Source organism: Priestia sp. KCTC 13724 (assembly GCF_056820425.1).
Genome location: NZ_JBXDLD010000145.1, coordinates 1 through 2,603 on the forward strand (window position 1 = coordinate 1; position 2,603 = coordinate 2,603).

Annotated in this window: 5 protein-coding genes; 3 read left to right on the top strand and 2 right to left on the bottom strand. The window is 32.0% G+C overall.

Features of this window, described 5'->3' with window-relative positions; translation table 11 throughout:
* Window positions 1–193 precede the first annotated feature (193 nt).
* The 3 genes from AC1UFB_RS16900 to AC1UFB_RS16910 all read left to right on the top strand — a co-directional run bounded on the left by AC1UFB_RS16900 (window position 194) and on the right by AC1UFB_RS16910 (window position 1,336).
* Complete coding sequence (locus AC1UFB_RS16900) at window positions 194–670, top strand: DUF2975 domain-containing protein (RefSeq protein ID WP_100346647.1); 477 nt, start codon at window positions 194–196, stop codon at window positions 668–670.
* 10 nt (window positions 671–680) lie between these two features.
* On the top strand, window positions 681–893 hold the full coding sequence (locus AC1UFB_RS16905; protein ID WP_100346646.1) for a helix-turn-helix domain-containing protein: 213 nt from the start codon (window positions 681–683) through the stop codon (window positions 891–893).
* 98 nt (window positions 894–991) lie between these two features.
* On the top strand, window positions 992–1,336 hold the full coding sequence (locus AC1UFB_RS16910; RefSeq protein WP_100346645.1) for a hypothetical protein: 345 nt from the start codon (window positions 992–994) through the stop codon (window positions 1,334–1,336).
* A 99-nt stretch (window positions 1,337–1,435) separates the two neighbouring features.
* Here AC1UFB_RS16910 and AC1UFB_RS16915 read toward each other — a convergent pair whose 3' ends face one another.
* Window positions 1,436–1,996: a L,D-transpeptidase gene (locus tag AC1UFB_RS16915; RefSeq protein ID WP_240046418.1), complete on the bottom strand. Its 561-nt coding sequence runs from the start codon at window positions 1,994–1,996 to the stop codon at window positions 1,436–1,438.
* Window positions 1,997–2,257: 261 nt separating this feature from the next.
* Window positions 2,258–2,533 carry a hypothetical protein gene (locus tag AC1UFB_RS16920; RefSeq protein ID WP_100346644.1) on the bottom strand — a complete coding sequence of 92 codons (276 nt, stop codon included), beginning with the start codon at window positions 2,531–2,533 and terminating at the stop codon, window positions 2,258–2,260.
* Between the last annotated feature and the right edge of the window lie 70 nt (window positions 2,534–2,603).

Sequence of the window (2,603 nt, forward strand, 5' to 3'; positions counted from 1 at the left end):
TGTTTTTTGTATCTTAAAAAACTTTGTCAAGGTTTTTATTGAAATCATGAAGAACCTAATAGAGCCAACCATCGAATCTAATTATTTAGGTGCGAAGTTTGAGTAATATAATATTAAACAGAAAAATTTTATTGTAAAACGATAAATTGTATGTTAAATTCATATTTGAAATTAATAAGTGAGGTGCTTTATTTTGAAACGAAGTTCAACAATATTTTTGAAAATAGCTCTTTTTCTTATGGGAGCTCTAGTTCTTACTTTAGGCATATTCGGCCTATTTTATTTAGCTAATAATATAGCAAATCCAGATTATTCCTACATACTATATCCTGCTGTAAGCATTATGTATCTTTCAGCTATCCCGTATTTTTTCACGTTGTATCAGGCGTTCCGACTTTTAATCTATATTGACAAGAACAAAGCGTTTTCTAACATCTCCGTAATAGCTTTAAGGAAAATAAAATACTGTGCAATGACAATTAGTGGCCTGTATGTGGTAATGATGCCATTTGTTTTTCTTGCGGCAGAGAAAGATGATGCTCCAGGTCTCGTAATAGTTGGAATGGTCCCGATCTTTGCTTCATTGGTAATTGCAGTCTTTGCTGCGGTTCTTAAAAGACTTTTACAACAAGCGATTGATATAAAATCGGAGAACGATTACACAGTTTGAGGTGGATAAAGTGGCAATTATAATTAATATTGATGTCATGTTGGCTAAAAGAAAAATGAGTGTGACGGAACTTTCGGAGAAGGTAGGAATAACGATGGCCAATCTTTCTATCTTAAAAAATGGCAAGGCAAAAGCCGTTAGGTTTTCAACTTTAGAAGCTATTTGCAAAGCTTTAGAATGTCAGCCTGGTGATATTTTAGAATACAAAGATGAAGATGCTTAAATTAGTCACAACTGAAGCATTGGAAGAAACTTTAACGGGTTTACTTAAGGAAATTAGTTAGTCAAAGACAACTACACATTAAACAGAGGAGAAATTTAATGAGTTTTATAAGTCTAATTATGCTCTTTGTTTTATTTCTTATATTGGTTTTTATAGTGGTTGGGGTACTTTCTCGTCGTAGGAATATTCAGAACAAACCATCATTATGGGGAGTTGGAGTACTTTTACTACAATTACTACTTATCGTATTATTTTTCACTGAAATTACAGCAAAATTTAATGAACTATTTTTTGATATCCTTTGGTGGGTCACAGTTGCCTCTGGTTTTATCGTTGGAATACGTAAATTTAAACATAATGTAATCCTTTCTATATTAAATATTTTCATCAGCCTTATATTAACAATTTTTATGCTTTTATTATTGTTTATAACATCTATGTAACCATTAAAAATTGTCGGTTATTTAACTATTTTATGGACCTTAAATAAAGATTCAAAGTAAGAGAGCAGCATTCCGTGATAACGGAATACTGCTTAATCATTAATTATTTTTTAATTGGTAGCCTTTGAACGTATATCCATAAACCTTAGTTAGATCAACAAAGCTCTTATAGGAATATGTAATCGCAACCGGTGTCTCAACTTCAACTTTCTCATAAAGCTTCTCCACATCTTTATTATGCATTCTGACACATCCGTGACTCACGTATTTTCCAATGCTGCTTTCATTGTTATTTCCGTGAATGCCATATGTATCGCCATTCGTACCGCCTGCATTTAATCCTAACCAACGCTTTCCTAATGGATTACGAGGGTCTCCTCCAGCAATATGTCCTGTATAATAAGGACGATTCTTAATCTTATTCACTATTTTAAAGAATCCAACAGGTGTTTTCTCCCACGTTTTACCTGTAGCTACTGGATTAATAACTTCGATATAACCATTGTGAAAATAAGCAAGTTTGTTATATTTCTTATTAATGATAATGAAGTCTTGATTAGATGCTTTATTGGAAGCTTCCGTTTTCCCTACCGACACCCCACATATTGTAACCATCAATAATGTAAAAATAGTCATTAATTTAATGAATAGATTCTTCACCTTAAACACTCCTCTCTTTATCATGTGTATATAAAATAGAAAAATGAATAGATTCTTCACCTTAAACACTCCTCTCTTTATCATGTGTATATAAAATAGAAAAAACACCTTCTTTATTTGAAGGTGTTTTTCGTAACAATCATTTATAAATAAAACTTAATATACATTTGTATAGGCAGAGAAACGTTCTCTAACGAAATTAACGTTTGTTTTACGGAGTTGCCCATTCGATGCAAGTTTGAGCACTTTAAAAAGCATTTGTTAATCAATATTTAGAAAGTAATCAAAGTCACTTGTTATTTGCACCACATATTCCATTTCATAACTATGGTTCTCCCTGAGTATACGACCACTTACTTTGTTTCCTGATTCATCATAATAGTTACTTAAAGATTTCCTTGTACCGTCTTTATCTTTGTAATAATAACCCTCTGGACTTTTGACTTTTTGAAAATCACCTTGAAAATAAATTTCAGGCTCTATACCCCTTTTATCACTTTTAGGGTATTTAAATAATCCTGCTTTTTTATAATACATTACTCAAACTTCGCAGACTGAAATCGACAAATAAGCCTTGATATAGTTAGGCAGACCGCCAATCCATTGC

What these genes read in the sequence shown, in the direction of transcription:
- AC1UFB_RS16910 (WP_100346645.1), top strand. Translation starts at nt 992, where the DNA reads ATGAGTTTTATAAGTCTAATTATGCTCTTTGTTTTATTTCTTATATTG.
- AC1UFB_RS16920 (WP_100346644.1), bottom strand. Translation starts at nt 2,533, where the DNA reads ATGTATTATAAAAAAGCAGGATTATTTAAATACCCTAAAAGTGATAAA.